The organism is Litorimonas sp. RW-G-Af-16, assembly GCF_048319245.1.
Classification (GTDB): Bacteria; Pseudomonadota; Alphaproteobacteria; order Caulobacterales; family Maricaulaceae; genus Litorimonas.
In genome coordinates, this window is sequence record NZ_CP166993.1 from 1,910,932 (window position 1) to 1,935,474 (window position 24,543).

The window sequence follows — 24,543 nt, forward strand, 5'->3', positions numbered from 1 at the left end:
CTCTTCCTACAAACCAGTTGCGATGTCGATGCTGTCGCCGTCTTTCAACGTGACATATGCTTTTTTGACATCTTTGCGGCGACCAGGACGACCCCGGAAACGCTTTGTTTTACCTTTGACACGGATCGTGTTGACCGCCGTCACAGACACTTTGAACAACTGTTCAATCGCGTCTTTGATTTCTGGCTTAGAGGCGCTCAATGGCACCTCAAACACAACCTGATTGTTTTCGGAAACAATCGTCGTTTTCTCAGTGATAACCGGGCTAAGCACGGCATCATAATGGCGGGCTGCTATACTCATTTCAGTCGAGCCTCCAAGTCTTGAACGGCTTGCTTTGTGAGGACCAAAGTGTGCGACTTCAAAATATCATACACGTTAGCACCCTGACTCGGCAACACGTCGAGGTTAGGGATATTGCTGGCGGCTTTGGCAAAATTCACGTCGATAGCTGTTCCGCCGACGATCAACCCGTTTGTAACACCCAAGGCAACAAGTTGCTTGCGCAGCTCAGCCGTCTTCGGCGCCTTCATTGCAGCATCGTCAATGATGATAAGCTCTTTGGAGTTAGCCTTCGCTGACAGCGCATGACGCAAAGCCATTGCGCGAACTTTCTTCGGTAGGTCGTGCGCGTGCGAGCGAGACCGCGGACCGTGCGCTTTTGCACCACCACGGAACTGCGAGACAGATCCGTTACCGTGACGCGCTGTACCGCCGCCCTTTTGCTTGCCAATACGCTTTGTCGTTTTTGACACGTCACCACGCTCTTGAACCTGATGCGTGCCAGACCGACGCTTGGCCAGTTGGTAACGGACCATGCGGTGCAAAATGTCTTTGCGCGGCTCATTGCCGAAAATGGCATCGTCAAGATCAACAGACCCTGATTTCTTGCCAGCTAATGTTTGAACGTCGAGTTTCATTATGCGTCACCCTCGCCTTTATCTGTGTCGTCCGCTGGCGCGTCGGCTTCAGCTGCATCCATAGCAGCTTGGCGCTCTTCCGCGATACGTTTCGCTTCTGCTTCTGCCTCGGCAGCTGCCGCAGCTTCAGCTTCTTTCGCCGCTTTCTCAGCCGCTTTCTTGTCGCCCATTGTGGCAGCCGGATAAATCAGGCCTTCCATAGCAGGCTTTTTGACAGCGTCGCGAATTTCAAGCCATGCGCCCTTGGCACCTGGCGTCGCGCCGCGGATCAGGACGAGGTTTTCGTCATTTTCAACACGAGCCACTTCGAGATTTTGAACGGTGCGACGCACTGCGCCCATGTGACCGGCCATTTTCTTGCCCTTGAAGACTTTACCCGGGTCTTGACACTGACCTGTTGAACCATGCGAACGGTGAGAGATTGACACACCATGTGTTGCGCGAAGGCCGCCAAAGTTATGACGCTTCATCGCACCCGCAAAGCCCTTACCAACAGTAATACCTGCGACGTCAACTTTTTGACCTGGCAAGAAATGACCTGCGATAAACTCTTCGCCGACAGCGACAAGGTTCTCTTCGGACACACGAAACTCAACCAGCTTCTGTTTAGGGGTTACGCCCGCTTTGGCGAAACGCTCACGCTCTGCTTTAGAGACGCGCTTTACTTTCGCTTCGCCAGAACCGAGCTGAACAGCTGTATAGCCGTCACGCGCCATTGTTTTTTGCGCCACCACTGCGCAACCCTCTAGGGCGCAAACAGTCACAGGAACATGATTGCCCGCATCGTCATAGACGTGCGTCATGCCCAGCTTCTTGGCTAATAATCCTGTACGAGACATTTATGCCCCCAACTTAATTTCGACATCCACACCAGCCGCAAGGTCGAGCTTCATCAGCGCGTCAACGGTTTGTGGAGTCGGGTCAACGATGTCGAGCATCCGCTTATGCGTGCGAATTTCGAACTGCTCACGTGATTTCTTGTTCACGTGTGGAGAACGGTTCACGGTGAACCGCTCAATGCGAGTTGGCAAAGGAATTGGGCCACGCACGGTTGCACCCGTACGTTTAGCAGTCGAGACAATCTCCTTCGTGGAGGTGTCGAGGATGCGGTGGTCAAATGCCTTCAACCGAATGCGGATATTTTGACGATCCATAACGGAACCCTAATCTTTACGCTTCAAACAACAAACTTGCGGAGACTAAGCGCCTCCGCAGTCAAACTCTTACTACTCGATGATTTTACCGACGACGCCGGCGCCGACTGTGCGGCCACCTTCGCGGATCGCGAAGCGAAGCTTTTCTTCCATCGCGATTGGCACGATCAGCTCGACGTTCACTTCGACGTTATCACCTGGCATCACCATCTCTGTACCTTCTTTCAAAGTCACAACACCCGTCACGTCAGTCATACGGAAGTAGAACTGCGGGCGGTAATTGTTAAAGAATGGCGTATGACGGCCACCCTCTTCTTTGGTCAGGATATAGGCTTCGCCCACAAACTTCTTATGCGGTGTCACGGACCCTGGCTTACACAGCACTTGGCCACGCTCAACAGATTCACGGTCAATACCCCGGATCAAGGCACCAATATTGTCACCCGCTTCGCCGCGGTCGAGCAATTTGCGGAACATTTCAACACCCATACATGTGGTCTTTTGTGTGTCGCGGATACCAACGATAGAAATCTCGTCACCCACGTTCACAGAGCCACGCTCCACACGACCGGTCACAACCGTACCACGGCCTGAGATAGAGAACACGTCCTCAATCGGCATCAAGAAAGGCTCGTCAATCGCACGTGGCGGCTGCGGGATGTACTCATCAACAGCAGCCATCAGCTTTTTAATCGACTCTTCGCCAATCTCTGGATCGCGGCCTTCCATCGCGGCCAAAGCAGAGCCAGCAATCACAGGAATGTCGTCGCCTGGGAAATCATAAGATGACAGCAACTCACGGATTTCCATTTCGACAAGCTCTAGCAGCTCTTCATCGTCAACTTGGTCAACCTTGTTCATATAAACGACGAGCGCCGGCACACCGACCTGACGGGCCAGCAGGATGTGCTCGCGTGTCTGAGGCATTGGGCCGTCAGCCGCGTTCACCACCAAGATCGCGCCGTCCATCTGCGCCGCACCTGTGATCATGTTCTTCACATAGTCAGCGTGACCCGGGCAGTCGACGTGGGCATAGTGACGATTATCCGTCTCATACTCAACGTGAGCCGTTGAAATCGTGATACCACGGGCCTTCTCTTCCGGCGCGCCGTCAATCTGATCATAAGCTTTGAAATCACCGAAATACTTCGTGATCGCCGCCGTCAGCGTCGTCTTACCGTGGTCAACGTGGCCAATCGTGCCAATATTGGCATGCGGCTTATTACGTTCAAACTTCTCTTTTGCCATTTTACTGCTCCGTTTCTCGTCTTGGAGTTAAAATTTTATTCTAGAATGCGCGACCTAAGGTCTACGCACCCCCTTGTTTCGAAATCACTTCATCCGCGACCGCCTGAGGCGTTGCAGCATAGTGATCAAATGTCATTGTAAACTGAGCGCGACCCTGAGTTTTAGAGCGCAGATCGTTCACGTAACCGAACATGTTTGCCAATGGAACCATTGAATTCACAACATTTGCGTTTCCGCGCATCTCTGTGCCTTCAATCATACCGCGACGGGAATTCAGGTCACCAATCACGTCGCCCATGTATTCATCAGGCGTCACAACTTCGACCTTCATGATCGGCTCAAGCAACTTCAATTTGCCTTCTTCTTTGATCTGGCGGAACGCTGCGCGAGCCGCGATCTCAAATGCCATCACAGAGGAGTCAACATCATGGTATGCACCGTCATATAGCTCGGCTTTGAAGTCGATGACTGGGAAACCAGCCAGAAGACCTGTCTCAGCCATAGTGCGAATACCTTTTTCAACACCTGGGATATATTCTTTAGGCACGTTACCGCCGACAACTTTAGATTCGAACTGGATACCTTCGCCCGGCTCTAGCGGCTCGAAACGAATTTTCACGCGACCAAACTGCCCAGACCCACCAGACTGCTTCTTATGCGTGTAATCAATGTCAACAGGACGTGCGAGCGCTTCACGATACGCCACCTGCGGCTGACCGATATTCGCCTCAACGCCGAATTCGCGACGCAGACGATCCACGAGGATATCCAAGTGAAGTTCGCCCATGCCAGCCATGATAGTTTGGCCAGATTCCTCGTCAGTCGTAACGCGGAAAGACGGGTCTTCTGCCGCCAAACGCTGCAGGCCAACACCTAGTTTTTCTTGGTCAGACTTCGTTTTTGGCTCAACCGCGATCTCGATCACGGGATCAGGGAATTCCATACGCTCAAGGATCACTGGATTGGACGTGTCACACAATGTGTCACCTGTGGTCGTGCGCTTCAGTCCCGCAACCGCGATAATATCGCCCGCATAAGCCTCTTGAATGTCTTCACGATCGTTAGAGTGCATCATCATCATCCGACCCACGCGTTCTTTATTCTCTTTGACGGAGTTCAGAAGCGTTGTGCCAGTTTCGAGCTTGCCAGAATAAATCCGGCAGAATGTGAGCGTACCAACGAACTTATCATTCATGATTTTGAAGGCCAGCATAGATAGCGGCGCATCGTCAGATGCTGGACGTGTTGTTTCTTCGCCAGTTTTGCCGTCAATACCTTTGATCGCTTCAATATCAAGCGGGCTCGGCAGATACGCCACAACCGCGTCGAGCAAAGGCTGAACACCTTTGTTTTTAAACGCCGTGCCACAGAACACTGGGACAACTTTGTTCGCAATCGTCGCTGCACGCACCAAACGCTGGATCGTCGCAACATCAGGCATTTCACCTTCGAAGTAAGCTTCCATCACAGCATCGTCCATATCGGCGACCGCTTCAATCAGAGCCGTGCGGTATTCTTCGACTTTTTCGACCATGTCAGCAGGCACTGGACCTGTGTCATATTTCGCGCCTAGCTCTGCATCATCTTCCCACGTGTAGGCGACGTTTTCGACAAGGTCGACCATGCCCTTGAACTGATCTTCAGAACCGATAGGCAGTTGCATCTCTAGCGCATTGCCGCCGAGGCGATCTTTGACAGATTGCACGGACGCGTAAAAGTCAGCGCCCAGCTTATCCATCTTGTTGATGAAGATCATGCGTGGAACACGGTACTTGTCGGCCTGACGCCAGACTGTTTCCGTTTGTGGCTCAACACCTGCATTGGCATCGAGCAGCGCAACAGCACCGTCGAGCACGCGAAGTGAACGCTCAACTTCAATCGTGAAGTCAACGTGACCCGGTGTGTCGATAATATTCAGACGCTTGTCTTTCCAGAAACAAGTCGTCGCAGCAGACGTAATCGTAATGCCGCGCTCTTGCTCTTGCTCCATCCAATCCATGGTGGCCGCGCCGTCATGCACTTCGGCAATCTTGTGGTTTTTACCTGTATAGTAAAGAATCCGCTCAGTACATGTGGTCTTACCCGCATCAATATGCGCCATAATACCAAAGTTACGGTAGTCTTTAAGGTCGTAATCGCGTGCCATGATCGGTCTCTTTAGTCCTAATTACCAGCGGTAGTGCGAGAATGCGCGGTTGGCTTCGGCCATACGGTGCGTATCTTCACGTTTCTTCACGGCTGTGCCGCGATTGTTTGAGGCGTCGAGCAACTCACCTGCGAGGCGCTCACGCATTGTATTTTCGTTCCGCGAACGGGACGCGTTGACCAACCAGCGAATGGCCAAAGCCTGACGACGGTCAGGACGCACTTCGACAGGTACCTGATACGTCGCACCACCGACGCGGCGAGACCGCACTTCGACAGCTGGCTTAATGTTTTCTAGCGCATCGTGGAACACACGAAGCGGCTCTGTCTTGGCTTTGTCTTCGACGATTTCCATCGCACCATAGACAATTTTTTCAGCCGTAGACTTTTTACCATCCAACATGATGGCATTCATGAATTTCGCCAAGATCAGATCTTGGAACTTAGCATCGGGGAGAATAACCCGTTTCTCTGCGCGGTGACGACGTGACATCTGTTACTACCCTTACTTCGGACGCTTCGCGCCGTATTTCGAACGACGTTGCTTACGATCTTTGACGCCTTGCGTATCCAAGACACCACGAAGGACGTGATAACGCACGCCCGGCAAATCTTTCACACGACCACCACGGATCAGAACAACACTATGCTCTTGCAAGTTATGACGCTCGCCCGGAATGTATGAGAGAACCTCAAAACCGTTTGTGAGACGCACCTTAGCAACTTTACGCAGGGCCGAGTTCGGCTTTTTAGGCGTTGTTGTATAAACACGTGTGCAAACGCCGCGCTTCTGAGGACACGCCTCGAGCGCTGGAACCTTGTTCCGTTTGCGTTTGTCTTTCCGCGGCTTGCGGATGAGCTGTTGGATCGTTGGCATTCAATCGTTTCCTGCGTCAAAAGCAGGCAATCAGCCCTGTGAAAGGCTAGCTACCTGCAACAAAAGCAACCCTTTCGCGGACAAAACGGCGTCCACGCGGGCTGCGTTGGTTAAATCTTTTGTATCTGACAAGGTTTCCAAGGCATTCCCTGGACATGCATGTCTATCAACGTGGCGGCGTATAGACGCCGATTCTCGCCACGTCAACAGCGTGATGTGAGGTTTTTTCAGAACAGGTCGGATTCATCAAAATGAGTCAAACCGAGCCACCTGACAAAGGAAATAGCTGGGCCTGAAACTGGCTAGCGTCGAGCTGTTTGTTCCACAGATTCCATGACGCGCAACAAGTTACCGCCCCAAATCTTCGCAATATCTTCCTCAGAGTAGCCGCGTTTGACCAATTCATCGGTGACGTTGGCTGTTTCAGACGCGTCTTGCCAGCCGATAATCCCGCCGCCACCATCAAAATCGGAGGCAATGCCAACATGGTCAATCCCAGCCACTTTCACAACATGATCAATATGGTCGACAAAATCAGCAACAGTCGCGAGCGGCTCCATAGCTGCGATCCGCGCGCGTTCCGCATCTACTAGCACTTTCGTCGCGTCATCCAGCGCGTCATAATCCTGACTGTTAGACACGCCGTATTTGATAGATGCCGCCTCCAATGCCTGCAACTGGGCGGAAGTCTGCACTTTTACATAGGCACCCAAGGCAACCATCTGCGCCACGCCACCGACTTCGGCAATTTTACGCAGTTGCTCGTCATCCAAATTACGCGGGCTGTCAGCAATCGCCTTCGCGCCTGAATGGCTCGCAATGATTGGGGTGCGGGATAGGTCGGCCGCCTGCATCATCGTCTGTTTCCCTGCATGAGATACGTCGACCATAATGCCGTTTTCGTTCATAGCCCGCACCAGCGCCTTGCCGAGTGTGGACAATCCGTTATGGCGCGGGCCGCTATCGCGAACTGGGTTGGGGTTAGAGCTATCGCCGAATTGGTTATGCCCAAAATGCGTGATGCCCATATAGCGTACACCGCGCCGCGCCCAGAGCGGGACTTGATCAATGGTTGGGCCTAAAGGATAGGCATTTTCCATCCCCATCAGCACAGCATGCTTGCCCTTCGCCACGGTTTCGCGCACGTCAGCAGCGCTGAGTGCGAGGGCAACGTCTTCGGGGTAGGCGACAACAAAGCTCTGTATCGCACGGTAGCGCGTCTCTGCGATCGCAAGTCCAGCCTTGTAGCCAGCCGCATCCAACTCACCCTGCGGTGTGTAGATGATCCAAAAGCCGCTATCGAGCGCCCCTTCCCGCAGCTTTGGCAGGTCAACTTGCAGATCAGTGTCCCATTTGGGGTCGATCTCTTTCATATAAGTCAGCGGAATGTCGATATGCGTGTCGAGCGTGAGAGTCCGCTCGTGCAAGGTTTGGTCAGCCTTATTTGCAGATGCGGATGGCTTATTCGTCGCCACAGGGTCTGAGCAGGCCGTAAGACCGAGCGACAGGGCTGCGAGCATAGTGGTGGTAATGAGGAAGCGCGGCGATGTGGAATGTGTCATAATAAGCCCTTATTCCCATACTACATAGGGCGTCCCGCATAGATCACCAATAGGTAAGCCGAAGAGAATTGTCGCGGGCTGATAAAGCCGAATGTCTGACGTAAATTTGGATCGCCCACAAAAAAGCCGCCCCAGACGGATTGCGATGAACGCAATGGCACGAGGCGGCTTAAACTTTGTTATGGCGAGATACTTATTCCGCAGCGTCGCCGTCCAATTCAGCTGGGAATTCTTCCAACTGCGGATTAGCGGCCGCGCGCTCTTCGAGGAACTTCTGATCACGCTCATTGGCGATTTTCTGATATTTCCGCAAGTTCGCACCAGAGCCCGCAGGGATCAAACGACCCACAATCACGTTCTCTTTCAGACCTTCGAGCATGTCTTCCTTACCCGCCACAGACGCTTCTGTCAGCACGCGCGTTGTCTCTTGGAAAGACGCAGCGGAGATGAAGGAGCGCGTTTGTAGCGACGCTTTGGTGATACCCAACAGAACTGGCATCGCTTCCGCGGGACGAGCTTTGGAGTCGCGTTCCAGCAAGGCCGCATTGGTCTTGTTGAACTCGATCTTGTCCATCTGCTCATTCTTGAGGAGCGTTGTGTCGCCGGGATCCGTGACCTCAACTTTTTGCAGCATCTGGCGAACAATCACCTCAATGTGCTTGTCGTTGATCGGCACGCCTTGCAGACGGTAAACACCTTGAACTTCGTCCACGAGATATTCCGCGAGGGCTTCTACACCCATAATCGCGAGAATGTCATGCGGTGCAGGGTTACCATCGATCAAGTAGTCACCTTTCTTCACACGATCACCGTCTTGGACGAGCATGTGCTTGCCTTTGGCGATCAGGAAGGATGATGGGTCCATAGTTTCGTCTTCTGGCAGGATTTGGATTTTACGCTTGTTCTTATAGTCGCGCGTAAATTCGATCTTACCGTCAATGTCAGCGATGACCGCATCGTCTTTCGGACGACGGGCTTCAAACAGTTCCGCCACACGCGGCAGACCACCTGTAATATCCCGCTGCGTCGCGCCGCCTTTGGCGATACGCGCCAGAACGGCACCTGGCTTGACCTTGTCACCTTCATTGACTGACAAGATCGCGCCCACTGCGAGCATGTAGCGTGCAATGTTACCATTTGGCAGTTTGACAGGTTCGCCGTCTTTATCTTCGATCACAGCGACAGGCTGAATATCACCCGATTTAGACGAAGCTCGCCAGTCAACGATCACTTTAGACGAGATACCGGTTTCTTCATCAGTCTCTTCTTTGGCAGTCACGCCGTCAACGATATCAAGCAAACGCACTGTGCCTTCGACTTCGGTCAGGATTGGGGTCGCATAGGGGTCCCATTCCGCCAGACGATCGCCGCGTTTAACTTTGTCGCCCGCTTTCTTCGTCAGACGCGTGCCGTAATCGACTTTCTGAGCCTCGAGTTCCTTGCCGTCTTTGTCGACGATTTGGAATTCCAGTTTACGAGCTTTGGCAATGTAAACACCGCCCGCATCGATGACGTCTTCAACATCATACTGGATAGTACCTTCATTAGAAGACTCGATCACAGATTTGTCTGACACTGACGCGGTGCCGCCAATATGGAACGTCCGCATCGTGAGCTGCGTGCCCGGTTCGCCAATGGACTGGGCAGCAATAACGCCGACCGCTTCGCCCATATTGACTTTCGTGCCGCGCGCGAGATCACGTCCGTAGCATGTGGCACAAATACCCGTGACAGTCTCGCAGGTCAGCGCAGAACGCACGCGTGAGTTCTGGATACCCGCTTCGTCAATTTCGGCTGAAATATCTTCGTCAACATAAGTATTGGCGGGATACATCAGATCACCAGAGCGTGGATCATGCAGATCTTCGGCTGTTGTCCGGCCCAGCATACGCTCGCCCAAAGACACAACGACTTCACCACTATCAACAACAGGTTTCAGCTCAATGCCGTTCTCTGTGCCGCAATCTTGCTCTGTGACGATACAGTCTTGGGCCACGTCAACGAGACGTCGCGTCAAGTAACCTGAGTTGGCTGTCTTTAACGCCGTATCCGCGAGTCCCTTACGAGCCCCATGGGTTGAGTTAAAGTAATCCATCACGGATAGGCCTTCTTTGAAGTTGGCCGTAATCGGTGTTTCGATAATCTCGCCAGACGGCTTAGCCATCAGGCCACGCATACCCGCAAGTTGCTTCATTTGGTTCTTCGAGCCGCGCGCGCCCGAGTCGGCCATCATAAAGATCGAGTTGATGAGCTTCCGCGGTTTCGCCGCTTCGTCCATCATCGCATCCGCCACTTTGTCCGTACATTTGGACCAAGCATCGACCACTTTGTTGTATTTCTCGCCTTTGGTAATCAGACCATCCGCATATTGCTGTTCGAAATCAGACACGAGGTCTTTGGTTTCGTTCACCAATGTGTATTTCGTTTCTGGGATGACCATATCGTCCTTACCAAAGGAAATACCAGCGTTACACGCTTCGCGGAAACCGAGGCCCATCATCTTATCGGCAAAGATCACAGTCGCCTTCTGACCCGCGTGTCGGTAGACCGTGTCGATCAGCTTGCCGATCTCTTTCTTTGTCAGGGTTTTATTGACAACAGAATATGGGATCAGGTGGTGACGTGGCAGGAACTCTGCCAATTTCAAACGACCTGGTGACGTCTCAGCAACTTCCCACGTCGTAGACCCGTCTTCCTGCGTAACAGGGAAACGGCCTTTGACTTTTGAGTGAACGCTGACGAGTTTGTTGTCTAATGCAGCTTCGACTTCGGCCATATCGGCGAACATCATACCTTCGCCTTTTTCGCCGTCGCGCATCAGCGACATGTAATAAAGACCCAAGACAATATCCTGTGACGGCACGATGATCGGACGACCATTGGCAGGCGATAGGATGTTGTTCGTTGACATCATCAAAACACGCGCTTCCAGCTGTGCCTCAATCGAGAGCGGCACATGAACGGCCATTTGGTCACCGTCAAAGTCAGCGTTAAATGCGGCACAAACGAGCGGGTGAAGACGGATCGCCTTACCTTCTGTCAGCTTTGGTTCGAACGCTTGGATACCAAGTCTATGGAGTGTCGGCGCGCGATTGAGAAGCACAGGGTGTTCGCGGATAACTTCGTCCAGAATATCCCAAACTTCAGGGCGTTCTTTTTCGACGAGTTTTTTAGATTGCTTAACGGTGCCAGACAGACCTTTGGCGTCCAGACGTGCATAGATAAACGGCTTGAACAGCTCGAGCGCCATTTTCTTGGGCAGACCACATTCGTGCAGTTTCAGCTCTGGGCCAACCACGATCACGGAACGGCCAGAATAGTCAACGCGTTTCCCGAGCAAGTTCTGGCGGAAGCGGCCTTGTTTGCCTTTGAGCATATCTGACATAGATTTCAGCGGGCGCTTATTGGCGCCAGTAATCACACGACCACGACGACCATTGTCAAACAGCGCATCAACAGATTCTTGCAACATCCGCTTTTCATTACGGATGATGATGTCTGGCGCACGCAGCTCGATCAGACGCTTGAGACGGTTATTACGGTTGATCACACGGCGGTAGAGATCGTTAAGATCGGACGTTGCAAAACGGCCACCATCTAGCGGCACAAGTGGGCGCAGCTCTGGCGGGATGACGGGCACAATCGTCAACACCATCCACTCTGGACGATTGCCAGATTGAATGAACGACTCAAGCAATTTCAAACGCTTGCGGTATTTCTTCAGCTTCAACTCTGACCCAGTTTCGGTCATATCAAAGCGCGTGCGCTCGACTTCGGCTTCCAGATCAAGATTGACGAGCATGTCGCGGATAGCTTCTGCACCAATACCAGCCGTAAAGCTGTCTTCGCCAAATTCGGCTTGGGCGTCGACATATTCTTCTTCTGACATGATCTGTCGCTCGGCCAGCGATGTCAGGCCAGGCTCTGTCACGATATAGCTTTCGAAATACAGAACGCGCTCAACTTCTTTGAGCGTCATGTTCAGCATCGTCGAAATACGGGACGGCAGTGATTTCAAGAACCAAATATGGGCGACAGGCGCAGCCAGTTCGATATGACCCATACGCTCACGACGCACACGCGTGACAGTAACTTCGACGCCGCATTTTTCGCAGACAACGCCTTTATATTTCATACGCTTATATTTGCCGCAGAGACATTCGTAATCTTTGACTGGGCCAAAGATGCGTGCACAGAATAGGCCGTCTTTTTCGGGCTTAAACGTCCGGTAGTTAATCGTCTCAGGCTTTTTGATCTCGCCAAATGACCATGAGAGAATTTTCTCAGGGGAAGCGAGCGAGATACGAATACGGTCAAAGGTCGGGCCTTCTTGCGCGGGGTTGAAAATGTTCATGACCTCTTGGTTCATGTCTTTTCCTTTCGGTTTGAGCCGTTGCGTCCAACGCCTCTTGAAATTCAGTGACGATCAATGATCGCCGAACAAGATAGCAGGGCTGTCAACAGCCCTGCCCTGTTATGTGTTAGCCGTTCGTCAGCTCGATATTCAGACCCAGTGACCTGATCTCTTTGACCAAGACGTTGAACGATTCTGGAATACCAGCTTCGAACCCATCATCACCGCGCACAATCGACTCGTAGACTTTCGTCCGACCCGCCACGTCATCTGACTTGACCGTCAGCATTTCCTGTAGCGTATAAGCCGCACCATAAGCTTCAAGGGCCCAGACTTCCATTTCGCCGAAGCGCTGGCCACCAAACTGGGCTTTACCGCCGAGAGGTTGCTGCGTGACGAGGGAGTATGGCCCAATCGAACGAGCATGGATCTTATCATCGACCAGATGGTGCAATTTCAGCAGGTATTTATACCCGACCGTAACCTGACGTGTGAAACGCTCACCCGTCCGACCATCGTGAAGTGTCATCTGACCCGAGCTAGCAAGGCCTGCTTTCTGTAGCATTTCAACGATATCCGCTTCTCGCGCACCATCAAAGACAGGTGTCGCAATCGGCACACCGCCCGTGACGTTAGACGCCAGTTCGATGATCTCGTTGTTTTTCTTTGGTAGCGTTTCATCATCGCCGTAGCCATGTTGAACAGCGGCGCGAAGATCAGCCATATTGCCTTCGGCCCGATAGGCTTCGAGCGCTTGGTCAATCATTTTGCCGACGCCCGCACAGGCCCAACCCAAATGAGTTTCGAGGATCTGCCCCACGTTCATGCGCGACGGCACGCCCAGCGGGTTCAGCACGATATCAACGGCCTGACCATCTTCGAGGAATGGCATGTCTTCGACAGGGTTGATCTTGGAGATCACCCCTTTGTTGCCGTGACGACCCGCCATTTTATCACCTGGCTGAAGCTTCCGCTTCACCGCGACGAAGACTTTGACCATCTTCATCACACCTGGCGGCAGTTCATCACCACGTTGCAGCTTGTCGACCTTATCTTCGAAACGGGCATCCAAACGAGATTTGGAGTTGTCATATTGCTCTTTGAGCGCTTCCAACTCGCCAATCGCTTTTTCGTCGTCAACCCCAATGCGCCACCAATCGGAGCGCGGGATGTCGTTGAGCGTTTCTTCGGTCACAGGACCTTTGTTAAAACCACGCGGGCCAGACACAGCGTTCTTGCCCATCAGTGTTTTCTGAACAGACGCATAGATGGAGCGCTCTAGAATAGACAGCTCATCATCACGGTCTTTGCCAAGGCTTTCGATCTCTTCACGCTCGATTTGCATCGCACGTTCGTCTTTGTCGACGCCGTGACGGTTAAAGACACGGACTTCGACGACTGTCCCTGACGCACCCGGAGGCAGCTTCAAAGATGTATCGCGCACGTCAGAGGCTTTTTCGCCAAAGATCGCACGAAGGAGTTTTTCCTCTGGCGTCATCGGGCTTTCACCTTTTGGCGTGACCTTACCGACGAGAATATCGCCGGCATGGACTTCCGCCCCAACGGCCACAATACCAGCCTCATCAAGGTTACGGAGTGTTTCTTCGCCGATATTTGGAATATCCCGCGTGATCTCTTCAGGGCCAAGCTTTGTGTCGCGGGCCATGATGGAGAACTCTTCGATGTGCAATGATGTGTAGACATCATCACGCACGATGCGCTCGGAAATCAAGATCGAGTCTTCGAAGTTATAGCCATTCCAAGGCATAAACGCGACCAGCACGTTTTTACCCAGAGCCAGCTCGCCAAGATCAGTCGACGGGCCGTCAGCGATAATATCGCCGGCTTTGATTTCATCGCCAACATTCACGAGTGGACGCTGATTGATACAGGTCGACTGGTTGGAGCGCTGGAATTTCAGCAGGTTATAGATGTCGACGCCTGATTTACTCAGGTCAGCTTCCTTGGTCGCGCGGATCACGATCCGTTTCGCATCCACTTGCTCAACAATACCTTCACGCTTCGCCGCAACAGTCGCACCAGAGTCGAGCGCCACAACGCTTTCCATGCCTGTCCCGACCAAAGGCGCCTCGGCCTTTAGAAGCGGCACAGCTTGGCGCATCATGTTGGAGCCCATCAAGGCACGGTTCGCATCATCATTTTCGAGGAACGGGATCAGCGCCGCCGCGACAGACACAAGCTGCTTCGGTGAAACGTCAATGAAATCAACATTTTCGCGGGCAATCAACGTCACATCGCCGTTCACACGACACGTCACGAATTCATCTGCGATCTCGCCTTTTTCGTTAATCGCAGCGTTGGCTTGCGCCACTGTATAGCGGGCCTCTTCCATAGCAGACAGATAGACGACTTCGTCTTTCAGCTTGGCATTGACAACTTTACGGTAAGGGCTCTCGATGAAGCCATATTTGTTCACGCGCGCATGTGTAGCGAGCGAGTTAATCAGACCAATGTTCGGGCCTTCCGGCGTTTCAATCGGGCAGATACGACCATAATGCGTTGGATGAACATCGCGGACTTCAAAGCCAGCACGCTCACGCGTCAGACCACCAGGCCCAAGCGCTGAGAGGCGACGCTTATGCGTGATCTCTGAGAGCGGGTTGGTTTGGTCCATAAACTGCGAGAGCTGCGAGGAGCCGAAGAATTCACGGACAACAGCAGCCGCTGGTTTCGCGTTAATCAGATCATGCGGCATGACTGTCTCAATATCGACAGACTGCATACGCTCTTTAATGGCGCGCTCCATACGCAGCAAACCAATACGGTATTGGTTTTGCATCAACTCACCGACAGACCGCACACGACGGTTGCCGAGGTTATCAATATCGTCAATCGCGCCAATGCCGTCTTTGAGTTTTACGAGCGTATCCACAACTGCCAGAATGTCCTCATTGCGCAGCACACGCACTTCGTCAGAACAATCCAGGTCCATGCGGAGGTTCATTTTCACCCGACCAACTGCTGAGAGATCATAACGCTCTTGATCAAAGAACAGAGAATTGAACAGGTCTTCAGCTGCCTCTGATGTGGGGGGCTCGCCCGGGCGCATAACGCGGTAAATATCGACCAAAGCGCCTTCGCGCGAATCGTTCTTGTCCGCTGCCAGTGTATTACGGATATAAGGGCCAACATTGACGTGGTCGATGTTTAGGACAGAAATATCTTTAATATTGGCTTCGTTGATTTGCTCCATGATTTCCAAGGACAACTCATCACCCGCTTCGGCGTAGATTTGACCTGTTGTCATGTTGACAATGTCTTCTGCCACAAAACGCTCTGACATTTCCTCATTTGAAATCAGGATCGTTTTCAGACCGTCATCAGCCAGTTTCTTGGCGCCGCGCTTTGTCAGTTTACGGCCCGCGAGTGCGACCTCTTTACCTGTCTTGGCATCAACGATTGCCCGCAATAGCTTGGCACCGCGATATTCTTCAGCGTTAAACGCCCGCGTCCAGCCATCTTTCTTACTGTCGCGCTTGAACTCAATCGCCTCATAATAATGGTTCAGGATGTCTTCGCGAGACATACCCAAGGCATAAAGAATCGTAGTCGCTGGTAATTTCCGGCGACGGTCAATACGCGCATAGAGAATGTCTTTGGCGTCAAACTCGAAATCGAGCCAAGATCCGCGATACGGGATAATACGAGCGGAGAACAAGAACTTGCCAGAGCTGTGGCCCTTGCCTTTATCATGGTCAAAGAAAACGCCAGGAGAACGGTGCATTTGAGACACGATCACGCGCTCTGTGCCGTTCACGATGAACGTGCCTTTGTCTGTCATCAAAGGAATATCGCCCATATAGACGTCTTGTTCCTTGATGTCTTTGACAGATTTGGCACCTGTGTCTTCATCAATATCGAACACAACCAAGCGCATTTTGACCTTAAGCGGCGCTGCGAACGTGATGTCGCGCTGCTGACACTCTTCTTCATCAAACTTTGGTTGCTCAAATACGAAGGAGACATATTCCAAAACAGCGCGATCCGAGAAATCCCGCACAGGGAAAACCGAGTTGAACACACCATTCATGCCCTCATCAGAGCCGCGCTCGTCATGTGGGACAGATTTTTGGAGGAATTGATCGTAGGAGCTTTTCTGAACTTCAATCAGATTTGGCATCCGGACAACTTCCGGAATACGGCCAAAGCTTTTGCGAATACGTTTCTTGCCAGTAAAAGTCAGAGACATTTAAGACACCTTTTCTTTGTGAACCAAGTGGGCTGCAGTCCCGGCTGGCTCGTGAATTTCGGGAGTTTTTAACCTGACCCCATCAGGATCGCCTTTTACCTCAGCGAAGCGAGGGTGTCGGGCGGGCACGAGACCCACCCGACATGTCACTTAAGAGATTACTTAAGCTCGACAGTGGCGCCAGCCGCTTCGAGTTTCTCTTTAATGTCGTTCGCTTCTGCTTCAGGCGCGCCTTCTTTGACAGCCTTTGGTGCAGATTCGACCAGCTCTTTAGCTTCTTTCAAGCCAAGACCTGTGATTGCGCGGACTTCTTTAATGACGGCGATTTTGTTGCCACCGAATGAAGTCATAACAACGTCGAAGTCAGATTTTGCTTCAGCAGCTTCGCCGCCAGCAGCAGCAGGGCCAGCAACTGCAACAGCAGCAGCGGCTTTAATGCCATTTTCTTCGAGGATGTCGTTTAGTTCTTTTGCTTCGAGAATGGTTAGACCCATCAGCTCATCAGCTAGCTTTTTTACATCAGCCATTTTAGTTTCCTTTAGTTACGATTAGTTCGATCTATGCGAGAATGAATTGTTGTTACCTACGCAGCAGCTTTTTCTTCGATCACCGAGATAGCGCCGGCAAGAGCCGAGCCAGGTGACATAAGACGCTGAGCCACTTCGGACGCTTGACCGATAAGACGGGCAGCCGCCATACCAATAAGCTCTTCGCGACTTGGCAGTTTGGAAAGTGTGACGATACCATCGGTATTGAACACCTCTTCACCCATGAAACCACCAATGACATTAAAAGCATTATTGTCTTTGGCGAATTCAACTGCCACTTTTGGCGCGGAAATCATGTCTTCAGCCCAGGCGATTGCCACCGGCTCTGTCAACATGTCACCAGATGCCTCAAAGGGTTGCCCCTTCATGGCGATCTTTGCCAAACGGTTTTTCACAACACGGATATTCGCACCTTGCTCACGGAGCTTAGCACGAAGATCCTCCATTTCCGCAACGGTCATGCCTGAATATTCAGCCATCACCACGGAGCCTGCACCATCAAAAATCTCTTTGAGATTCTTAACGGCTTCCTCTTTTTGAGTATGGTCCATTTGCGGTCTCCCTGTTATGAGCCACACCCCATGTGCGGCCCTTCCAAGTGCCCTTGACCTCTGTTGTCAGAGCCCGCGGGCGGGTTCCTGTCCCCCGCAGAAAATCTACGGGAAATAACAGAGACATCGAACCAATCGCCCCGCACTTACGTGCAGAAAAATTGATTTTTGGCTCCGTCTGTACCGGATATTAAGCCCGCTAAATTGCGAACCCCGGTAGTCTTGGACAGATCACAGCGCCGAAATCGACCCTGTGATATTAAGCGCGACGCCCGACAAGCGAGCCCCGCACCCAAATTCTATTTAACGTCAGCCGTATCAATCTTCACGCCTGGGCCCATTGTTGAGCTGATCGTGACCTTCTTCATGAATACGCCTTTCGCGCCAGCTGGGCGCGCTTGCTGAATAGCTTTCAGGAACGCATTTACGTTCTCTTCGAGCTTACCCTGTGCAAAGCTAGTTTTGCCAACGCCAGCATGGACGATCCCAGCCTTCTCAACACGGAATTCGACAGCGCCGCCTTTTGAATCCTGAACCGCTTTCGCGATGTCCATTGTGACTGTGCCAACTTTTGGGTTTGGCATCATGCCTTTTGGGCCCAAAACACGCGCAACACGACCGACGAGCGGCATCATGTCAGGCGTCGCGATGACTTTATCAAACGGCATATCGCCAGCTTGGATTTGCTCGGCCAGATCTTCTGCACCCACAACATCCGCACCCGCTTCGCGCGCTTCATCAGCCTTAGCGTCTTTTGCAAAGACGGCCACGCGAACGGACCGGCCTGTGCCGTTTGGAAGATTACACACGCCGCGAACCATTTGGTCAGCGTGGCGCGGATCAACACCCAAATTGACGGCAACCTCAACCGTTTCGTCAAATTTGACTTTGGCGTTATCTTTAACAATCTTCACAGCGTCAGCGACGTTGTAATCGACATTCTTATCATAAGCAGCATTGGCCGCTTTCATACGTTTACCAGTCGACATAATCTTACTCCGTAACCTCAAAGCCCATTGAGCGAGCAGAACCTGCGATGATTTTCGTCGCTTGGTCCAGATCATTCGCCGTCAGGTCAACCATTTTTGCTTCTGCGATCTCGCGACACTGCGCCATTGTCACAGTTCCGCCGACTTCGCGGCCCGGCAAATTACCACCAGACTTCTTACCCGCTGCTTTTTTCAGATAGTAAGAGGCAGGCGGGGTCTTCGTCACAAATGTGAACGACTTATCCGCATAGACGGTGATGATGGTTGGGGTTGGGATACCCTTATCCATTGCTTCAGTTTTCGCGTTAAATGCTTTCGCGAATTCCATGATGTTAACACCGCGTTGACCCAATGCAGGCCCAAGCGGCGGAGACGGGTTTGCTGACCCGGCAGGGATTGTCAGCTTAATATAGCCGGAAATCTTCTTCGCCATGTTCCACTCCTTAAAGTGTTTTAAGCGTCGCCTGAACCATTCAAGCGACTATGTGGTATTGTGGTGCGATGACGACTGGACTTAGCCGCACCTCCCACAAACGATTAGACCTAGGACTGTTTTTCGACCTGGGTGTAATTTAATTCGACAGGAGTTCCCTGTCCGAAAATGTTAATCAAGACTTTCAAGCGCGCATTTTCTTCGTCAACGCTCTCGACTTGTCCGTTAAAGCTCTGGAACGGGCCGTCGACCACTTTGATCGTCTCGCCAATATCGAAGCTGATCATTGGGCGCGGGCTGTCCACACCTTCCTGAATTTGACCCACAATCCGCGCAACTTCCGCGTCAGACACAGGCATGGGTCGTGTTGCGGACCCCAAGAAACCCGTCACCTTAGGTGTATTTTTCACCAAGTGATACGCCGCGTCTGTGAGGTCAACTTTGACCAAGACATAGCCCGGAAAAAACTTACGCTCGCTCTCGACCTTGCGACCCTTGCGGACCTCAACGACCTGCTCTGTGGGGACCAAAATCTCTTCAAAGAGGTGATCCAGACCCTTTTCCTCTGCGTCGCGCTGCAGCGTTTCCGCAACGCGCTTCTCAAAGTTGGAATAGGCTTGTATGATATACCATCTCGCGGCCATCTTATGCGCCTCCAATACCTAATACCAACCGGACGATGTTCACCAAAGCCCAGTCTACAACGAAAAAGAAAAGTCCCATGATCACAACCATCAGCATGACGAGAATTGTCGTCTTCCAGACCTCATTCCACGCGGGCCAGACAACCTTGCGGGCCTCCTGACGCACCTGTCCGAGATACTTGACGGGGCCGACTTTGGCCGGCGTCGCGTCTGCTTTTGCTGATTGGCCTTTAGCCATAATATCTACTTCTCACCTAAACTCTAAAACGCGAGCCCGAAAATCCGTGCGGACAATCAGACTTCGCGTTATTTTATTGGCCCTTCAAGGTCTGGAGTGGCAGGGGCAGCAGGACTTGAACCCACGACCCTCGGTTTTGGAAACCGATGCTCTACCAACTGAGCTATACCCCCAAGAAACCATCCCTATTGGGCGGCGGGCCGAGTGTCGCTCGGCCCACTATATTATATTTACCTACTCGATGATTTTACCGACGACGCCGGCGCCGACTGTGCGGCCACCTTCGCGGATCGCGAAGCGGAGCTTTTCTTCCATCGCGATTGGCACGATCAGCTCGACATTCACTTCGACGTTATCACCTGGCATCACCATCTCTGTACCTTCTTTCAAAGTCACAACACCTGTCACGTCAGTCGTACGGAAGTAGAACTGCGGGCGGTAATTGTTAAAGAACGGCGTATGACGGCCACCCTCTTCTTTGGTCAGGATATAGGCTTCACCCACAAACTTCTTATGCGGTGTCACGGACCCTGGCTTACACAGCACTTGGCCACGCTCAACAGACTCGCGGTCAATACCCCGGATCAAGGCACCGATATTGTCGCCCGCTTCGCCGCGGTCGAGCAATTTGCGGAACATTTCAACACCCGTACATGTGGTCTTTTGTGTGTCGCGGATACCAACGATAGAAATCTCGTCACCCACGTTCACAGAGCCACGCTCCACACGACCGGTCACAACCGTACCACGGCCTGAGATAGAGAACACGTCCTCAATCGGCATCAAGAAAGGCTCGTCAATCGCACGTGGCGGCTGCGGGATGTACTCATCAACAGCAGCCATCAGCTTTTTAATCGACTCTTCGCCAATCTCTGGATCACGGCCTTCCATCGCGGCCAAAGCAGAGCCAGCAATCACAGGAATGTCGTCGCCTGGGAAGTCATAAGATGACAGCAACTCACGGATTTCCATTTCGACAAGCTCTAGCAGCTCTTCATCGTCAACTTGGTCAACCTTGTTCATGTAAACGACCAGCGCCGGCACACCGACCTGACGGGCCAGCAGGATGTGCTCGCGTGTCTGAGGCATTGGGCCGTCAGCCGCATTCACCACCAAGATCGCGCCGTCCATCTGCGCCGCACCTGTGATCATGTTCTTCACATAGTCAGCATGGCCTGGGCAATCGACGTGAGCATAGTGACGATTATCCGTCTCATACTCAACGTGAGCCGTTGAAATCGTGATACCACGGGCCTTCTCTTCCGGCGCGCCGTCAATCTGATCATAAGCTTTGAAATCACCGAAATACTTCGTGATCGCCGCCGTCAGCGTCGTCTTACCGTGGTCAACGTGGCCAATCGTGCCAATATTGGCATGCGGCTTATTACGTTCAAACTTCTCTTTTGCCATGTCTACTTCTCACATGTTGGGGCCAGCTGGCCTGATTGATACTCTGCCCCATAAGTGGGATCTATGTGCCTCATTACAAGGCTATTTGGAGCGGGCGGCGAGAATCGAACTCGCGTCATCAGCTTGGAAGGCTGAGGTCTTACCACTACACAACGCCCGCTGCGTTATTATGTTTTCCGTCGAAGGGTGGTGGAGAGGGTTGGATTCGAACCAACGTACACATAGTGATCAGATTTACAGTCTGACGCCTTTAACCACTCGGCCACCTCTCCATCCCAAATGACCGCGCGGTTAAGGCGATCTTTATACTTCGTGTTGCCTCCAACAAAAAACGCTCTGTCAGTCATGATGCTCGTTGTGAGCAGCTAGACATACAGAGTTATGGGTCTATTCGTGCGCGGTATATAGACATGAAGTTTTTTTCGCGCAATAGCCGATTTGCAAGAATTTCAGGCAATAACAGGGAAATAGCATGGCCAGAAGTGATAAGGGCAGTGACAAAAGCCAAGGCCCTAGCAATAGCGCTGGCAAAGGTGGAAGCAGAGGGGGCAATAAATCCCTGCGCTCCGCGGGTTATAAAGGCGCCCGCAGCGACAACCCTAAACGCGCTTACGGCACAAAGCAGCACGGTGCTGTCAGCGCACCGCAATCCCCCCGATCGCCCAAAGACCGCTCTGCAAAAGGCAGCTCTCGCCGATCAGGATCAGGAAATGAAGGCGGGTCTGGCTGGATCTACGGCACACATGCCAGCCTCGCGGTCCTTACCAACCCCAAGCGTATGATCCACGAAGTCCGCTTAACAGACGCGGCCAGTGCGCGTCTGGACTTGCCCCATATCTCCGCCCCTGTCCGCGATATGGTCCCTGCTGCTATGGATAAGATGTTCCCGCGCGGCACGGTGCATCAGGGGATTGCGGTGAAAGCTGCACCGCTTGAGTGGCCCGATCTGGAAACTCTAGCTGACCGCGCCGATGATAACGGCCTGATCCTGGTGTTAGACCAAATTACAGACCCGCATAATGTGGGTGCGATGCTGCGGCTATGTTCGGCTTTTGGTGTGAGCGCGCTCGTTATGCAGACCCGCAAGGCGCCACCGCTATCGGGATCGCTCGCAAAAGTCGCGGTCGGGTGTTTGGAAACAGTGCCAGTTTGTCTTGAAACCAACATCGCCAATACGATCCAAAACCTGCAGCGCATTGGCTGGCACGTGACGGGCTTGGCGGGTGAAACTGATTTGTCTTTATCCAAAGCGCTATCCATGGGTGGCAAGCGTGTGATTGTCATGGGGGCAGAAGGCCCAGGCCTGCGCGAGCTTGTTCGCAAGCGCTGTGACCAACTCGCGCGCATCCCGATGATGAGTTCCGATGTGGCCGGCGAGGCCGAAAGCCTGAACGTCGCCACAGCGGCTGCTATTGCCCTTTATGAGGCTCGGCGGGATTAGTAACGCCTATGACGGTGATAGCTTATTTGCATAGCTAAACCGCACTCTTAGCCCTTTTTGGTCTGAGGCTGCGTGCCTATGTTTAGGTAGACGAGGAAAGGAAGAATTATGACTGCTTCGACTAAACCTGTGCCGCGCACCGTTGATCTTGATCGACCGCTCGATACCCATGTAAAGCCTGAAACGATCAGCGATAAAATCGCTTTCGCCTTTGTGAAAATGTTGCGGTTCTTTGCCGATTTCTTTTTCGCCAAGCGGTATGGCCATCGCGCGATTGTGCTAGAAACTGTCGCGGCTGTGCCTGGCATGGTGGGCGGCTTGTGGCAGCACCTAACCGCGCTGCGTAAAATGCGGGATGATGAGGGCTGGATCCGCACCTTGCTGGACGAGGCCGAAAATGAGCGCATGCACCTCATGACATTTATCGAGATCGCGCAACCAAATTGGTTTGAACGCATGTTGATTATGATCGTGCAGTTCTTCTTTTATAATGCTTACTTCTTCCTCTACCTCTTTGCCCCGCGTACAGCGCATCGCGTTGTTGGGTATTTCGAGGAAGAGGCTGTCATTAGCTATACATCTTACCTGAAGGAAGTCGAAGAGGGTCGCCACGAAAACGTGCCCGCGCCTCAGATTGCGATTGATTATTGGCAGCTTGCGCCTGATGCCCGCCTGACAGACGTTATTATTGCTGTCCGCGCTGACGAAGCCGAGCATCGCGACGTCAATCACGGCTTCGTCGATGAATTGGATCGCCGCAAAGCACACGACCCCATGGCCGCCGAAGTGACTGCCAATGCAGAAGGCAGCCTAAAAGACTAAGCCTCTGCTGACCATCACAGCCAGCCCGCGCAATAACCACAACCCCTTTTGCGTCTCTGCCGTAACTATGCCAAGACATAGTGATAGACACGCAAAGGGCTGACCCATGATTTCCGATATAATTGTCAATTTCGCTCATGCGGCTGTGGTCGTGTTTGGCGCGCTCACCCTGCTATGGGCAATCAGCGTTGCCGCCAAAGATGCCAGCTTGATTGATATTTTTTGGGGTTTTGGGTTTTTGATCGTTGCCGCAGTTTGTCTATACTTGGCAGATCTCAAGACACCCTATCTCTGGCTGCTGGCTATCATGCCGATCATATGGGGGGCTCGCCTGACGCTCTATCTGGCCAAGCGAAACCTCGGCCACGGCGAAGACAAGCGCTACATCAACATGCGCAAGCGGGCCGAGAAAAAAGGCATGAGTGAGATGGCGTGGCGCTTGCGGAGCTTGTTGACGATTTACTTTGGACAAGGCGTGTTGATTATGATCGTGAGCGCGCCGATTTGGGTTGCGATGGCGACAGCCTATGGCGCAGCTTTCACTTATGACCCGCCAACAGCGATCGACGTGGTTGAACGCGGCGTACAGAGTGAGATTGGGCTACTCCCTATCCTCGGCGCCCTCCTCTGGCTTATCGGGTTCTTCTTTGAAACTGTTGGCGATTGGCAGCTGTCTAAGTTCATGAAAAAGCACAAAGATTATGACGGCCCACAAGAAGAAAAACCTGTCCTTAACTCTGGCCTGTGGCGCTATACACGCCACCCGAATTATTTTGGCAATGCCTGTATGTGGTGGGGTATCTGGCTCGTGGCGTGCCAAGCGCCTTGGGGCTGGGCGACAATTTTCGCACCGATCATCATGACGTATTTATTGACCAATGTGTCTGGCAAAGACTTGCTGGAAAAAGACATGGGTAAGCGCAAAAAATATCAGGAATATATAAAGCGCACGAGCGGATTCTTCCCCCTCCCGCCGAAAGACAAAAGCGAGGTTTAA

The 24,543-nt window shown here is 52.5% G+C and carries 21 protein-coding genes and 3 tRNA genes; 3 read left to right on the plus strand and 21 right to left on the minus strand.

Features of this window, described 5'->3' with window-relative positions; all coding sequences use genetic code 11:
• Nucleotides 1-6: 6 nt before the first annotated feature.
• The 21 genes from AB8615_RS09470 to AB8615_RS09570 form a co-directional block, all read right to left on the minus strand.
• Nucleotides 7-303, minus strand: coding sequence for a 50S ribosomal protein L23 (locus AB8615_RS09470; protein ID WP_409432355.1), 297 nt, complete (start codon nucleotides 301-303; stop codon nucleotides 7-9).
• The gene (gene rplD / locus AB8615_RS09475; RefSeq protein WP_409432356.1) at nucleotides 300-920 is read right to left on the minus strand and encodes a 50S ribosomal protein L4; all 621 of its coding nucleotides are present in this window, start codon (nucleotides 918-920) and stop codon (nucleotides 300-302) included. The genes AB8615_RS09470 and rplD overlap by 4 nt, the downstream gene beginning before the upstream one ends.
• Nucleotides 920-1,759 (minus strand): 50S ribosomal protein L3, encoded by an 840-nt coding sequence (gene rplC / locus AB8615_RS09480; protein ID WP_409432357.1) that lies wholly within the window; start codon nucleotides 1,757-1,759, stop codon nucleotides 920-922. The genes rplD and rplC overlap by 1 nt, the downstream gene beginning before the upstream one ends.
• The gene (rpsJ, locus tag AB8615_RS09485) at nucleotides 1,760-2,074 is read right to left on the minus strand and encodes a 30S ribosomal protein S10 (RefSeq protein ID WP_271558963.1); all 315 of its coding nucleotides are present in this window, start codon (nucleotides 2,072-2,074) and stop codon (nucleotides 1,760-1,762) included. It abuts the gene before it with no gap.
• A 72-nt stretch (nucleotides 2,075-2,146) separates the two neighbouring features.
• Entirely contained in the window at nucleotides 2,147-3,322 is a 1,176-nt protein-coding gene (gene tuf, locus AB8615_RS09490; protein ID WP_418152311.1) for an elongation factor Tu, read from the minus strand.
• A 61-nt stretch (nucleotides 3,323-3,383) separates the two neighbouring features.
• Complete coding sequence (gene fusA / locus AB8615_RS09495; RefSeq protein WP_409432359.1) at nucleotides 3,384-5,468, minus strand: elongation factor G; 2,085 nt, start codon at nucleotides 5,466-5,468, stop codon at nucleotides 3,384-3,386.
• A 21-nt stretch (nucleotides 5,469-5,489) separates the two neighbouring features.
• Nucleotides 5,490-5,960 (minus strand): 30S ribosomal protein S7, encoded by a 471-nt coding sequence (gene rpsG, locus AB8615_RS09500; RefSeq protein WP_409432360.1) that lies wholly within the window; start codon nucleotides 5,958-5,960, stop codon nucleotides 5,490-5,492.
• 12 nt (nucleotides 5,961-5,972) lie between these two features.
• Nucleotides 5,973-6,344, minus strand: a complete 372-nt coding sequence (gene rpsL, locus AB8615_RS09505) for a 30S ribosomal protein S12 (protein WP_409432361.1) — start codon at nucleotides 6,342-6,344, stop codon at nucleotides 5,973-5,975.
• Between the two features lie 302 nt (nucleotides 6,345-6,646).
• Complete coding sequence (locus AB8615_RS09510; RefSeq protein ID WP_409432362.1) at nucleotides 6,647-7,906, minus strand: dipeptidase; 1,260 nt, start codon at nucleotides 7,904-7,906, stop codon at nucleotides 6,647-6,649.
• A gap of 193 nt (nucleotides 7,907-8,099) precedes the next feature.
• Nucleotides 8,100-12,275: a DNA-directed RNA polymerase subunit beta' gene (gene rpoC, locus AB8615_RS09515; protein WP_409432363.1), complete on the minus strand. Its 4,176-nt coding sequence runs from the start codon at nucleotides 12,273-12,275 to the stop codon at nucleotides 8,100-8,102.
• 112 nt (nucleotides 12,276-12,387) lie between these two features.
• On the minus strand, nucleotides 12,388-16,470 hold the full coding sequence (gene rpoB, locus AB8615_RS09520) for a DNA-directed RNA polymerase subunit beta (protein ID WP_409432364.1): 4,083 nt from the start codon (nucleotides 16,468-16,470) through the stop codon (nucleotides 12,388-12,390).
• A 158-nt stretch (nucleotides 16,471-16,628) separates the two neighbouring features.
• Complete coding sequence (rplL, locus tag AB8615_RS09525) at nucleotides 16,629-16,997, minus strand: 50S ribosomal protein L7/L12 (RefSeq protein WP_409432365.1); 369 nt, start codon at nucleotides 16,995-16,997, stop codon at nucleotides 16,629-16,631.
• Between the two features lie 56 nt (nucleotides 16,998-17,053).
• Entirely contained in the window at nucleotides 17,054-17,569 is a 516-nt protein-coding gene (rplJ, locus tag AB8615_RS09530; RefSeq protein WP_418152316.1) for a 50S ribosomal protein L10, read from the minus strand.
• 299 nt (nucleotides 17,570-17,868) lie between these two features.
• The gene (rplA, locus tag AB8615_RS09535) at nucleotides 17,869-18,561 is read right to left on the minus strand and encodes a 50S ribosomal protein L1 (RefSeq protein WP_409434094.1); all 693 of its coding nucleotides are present in this window, start codon (nucleotides 18,559-18,561) and stop codon (nucleotides 17,869-17,871) included.
• Nucleotide 18,562: 1 nt separating this feature from the next.
• Nucleotides 18,563-18,991, minus strand: coding sequence for a 50S ribosomal protein L11 (rplK, locus tag AB8615_RS09540; RefSeq protein ID WP_409432367.1), 429 nt, complete (start codon nucleotides 18,989-18,991; stop codon nucleotides 18,563-18,565).
• A 110-nt stretch (nucleotides 18,992-19,101) separates the two neighbouring features.
• Nucleotides 19,102-19,635 carry a transcription termination/antitermination protein NusG gene (nusG, locus tag AB8615_RS09545; protein ID WP_418152318.1) on the minus strand — a complete coding sequence of 178 codons (534 nt, stop codon included), beginning with the start codon at nucleotides 19,633-19,635 and terminating at the stop codon, nucleotides 19,102-19,104.
• Between the two features lies 1 nt (nucleotide 19,636).
• Complete coding sequence (gene secE / locus AB8615_RS09550; protein ID WP_409432369.1) at nucleotides 19,637-19,873, minus strand: preprotein translocase subunit SecE; 237 nt, start codon at nucleotides 19,871-19,873, stop codon at nucleotides 19,637-19,639.
• Between the two features lie 97 nt (nucleotides 19,874-19,970).
• Nucleotides 19,971-20,046, minus strand: a tRNA-Trp gene (locus tag AB8615_RS09555).
• Nucleotides 20,047-20,107: 61 nt separating this feature from the next.
• Nucleotides 20,108-21,283, minus strand: a complete 1,176-nt coding sequence (tuf, locus tag AB8615_RS09560; RefSeq protein WP_409432358.1) for an elongation factor Tu — start codon at nucleotides 21,281-21,283, stop codon at nucleotides 20,108-20,110.
• A gap of 86 nt (nucleotides 21,284-21,369) precedes the next feature.
• A tRNA-Gly gene (locus AB8615_RS09565) sits at nucleotides 21,370-21,443 on the minus strand.
• A 27-nt stretch (nucleotides 21,444-21,470) separates the two neighbouring features.
• Nucleotides 21,471-21,555: transfer RNA gene (locus tag AB8615_RS09570), tRNA-Tyr, on the minus strand.
• Nucleotides 21,556-21,755: 200 nt separating this feature from the next.
• Between AB8615_RS09570 and AB8615_RS09575 the strand changes: the two genes are divergently transcribed.
• The 3 genes from AB8615_RS09575 (at nucleotide 21,756) to AB8615_RS09585 (ending at nucleotide 24,543) form a co-directional block, all read left to right on the plus strand.
• Nucleotides 21,756-22,724, plus strand: coding sequence for a TrmH family RNA methyltransferase (locus AB8615_RS09575; protein WP_418152321.1), 969 nt, complete (start codon nucleotides 21,756-21,758; stop codon nucleotides 22,722-22,724).
• 108 nt (nucleotides 22,725-22,832) lie between these two features.
• Nucleotides 22,833-23,546, plus strand: coding sequence for an alternative oxidase (locus tag AB8615_RS09580; protein WP_409432371.1), 714 nt, complete (start codon nucleotides 22,833-22,835; stop codon nucleotides 23,544-23,546).
• Between the two features lie 106 nt (nucleotides 23,547-23,652).
• Entirely contained in the window at nucleotides 23,653-24,543 is an 891-nt protein-coding gene (locus tag AB8615_RS09585; protein WP_409432372.1) for a DUF1295 domain-containing protein, read from the plus strand.